This is a genomic window from Acidisphaera sp. S103 (assembly GCF_009765975.1).
Taxonomy (GTDB): domain Bacteria; phylum Pseudomonadota; class Alphaproteobacteria; order Acetobacterales; family Acetobacteraceae; genus Rhodopila.
In genome coordinates, this window is record NZ_LMUJ01000108.1 from 224572 (window position 1) to 225744 (window position 1173).

A 1173-nucleotide genomic window follows, 5' to 3' on the forward strand; every position below is an offset into this window, starting at 1 on the left:
TCCGGCGCCAGGCTCATCGTCAGCCCGCCGTCGCAGTTCGCGCTGAAAATACCGAGCTTGAAGCGGTTCGGGCCGAACAGGGGGTTCATGCGGTCAACTATACCGCATCCGGACAGGGCTTGTCATCGAACCGCCATGCGAGTGTCATCGATCGATCATCACCACCTCGTATCAACAATACCATATGGTGGCCCTGACGCGAACGACGTCCCGACCGGTGACCGCGCCGGCAACCCGCACACGCACCCGAAATCGGGAGCGTCCGGGGTTAACGGCGTACGCCCTGCTGCTGCCGTCGGCGATATTCCTGGTCGCATTCACCTACTGGCCCGTCGCCCAGGTGATCCGAACCTCCCTCACCGTCAAAGGCTTCCGAGGCGCCGCACACTGGGGTTTCAACAACTACGCCCGCCTGTTCGCCGACCAACATTTCTCCACCGCCGTGGTAAACAACCTGATCTACGCCGCCGGCACGATCGCCCCCAGCATGGTGCTGGCCCTGCTGTTCGCGGTGGCGCTGCGGGAAACCACCCGCCTGACCAGCGTGCTGCGCACCCTGGTGGCACTGCCGATGCTCATCCCCCTGGTCGCGGCAGCATCGCTGTTCGCCTTCATCTTCCTGCCCAACGCCGGGCTGCTCGACTACTACCTGGCTAAAATCGGCATCTCCGAGACCAACTGGCTGGGCGATCCATCCCTGGCGCTGGGGTCGATCATCGCCATCACCATCTGGAAGAACTGCGGCTATTACATGCTGTTCTTTCTCGCCGGCCTGGCCGGCATACCACAAGACCTGCTGGACGCGGCCAAGATCGACGGCGCCAACGCCATCCAGCGCTTCTTCCGCATCACCCTCCCCCTGCTCGGTCCCACCCTGGCGTTCGTCCTCGTCATCGCGACACTGAACGCGCTGACCCAGGTGGATCACGTCATCGTCCTGACCCAGGGCGGGCCGGACGACGCGACCTCGATGATTTTGTTCTACATCTACCAGCAGGCGCACCAGAATTTCGATATCGGTATGGCCTCCGCCGCCACCGTCGTCAGCGTCGGCTTCCTGTTCGCCCTGTCGATCGTCTCACTCCGCAGCCTCGAACGAGGCATCCACTATGAGGCGTAAGCCAACCCCTCGTCATGGCGGGCGCAGGGCCGCCATCCGCGCCTTCGCCCGCC

Annotated in this window: 2 protein-coding genes; both read left to right on the forward strand. The window is 63.7% G+C overall.

What is annotated here, in order from left to right; genetic code table 11:
• On the forward strand, nucleotides 1–197 hold a 197-nt coding region (locus GSQ89_RS38905; RefSeq protein ID WP_216856588.1), incomplete at its 5' end, for a hypothetical protein.
• A 20-nt stretch (nucleotides 198–217) separates the two neighbouring features.
• Nucleotides 218–1120 (forward strand): carbohydrate ABC transporter permease, encoded by a 903-nt coding sequence (locus tag GSQ89_RS35985; protein ID WP_216856590.1) that lies wholly within the window; start codon nucleotides 218–220, stop codon nucleotides 1118–1120.
• Nucleotides 1121–1173 lie beyond the last annotated feature (53 nt).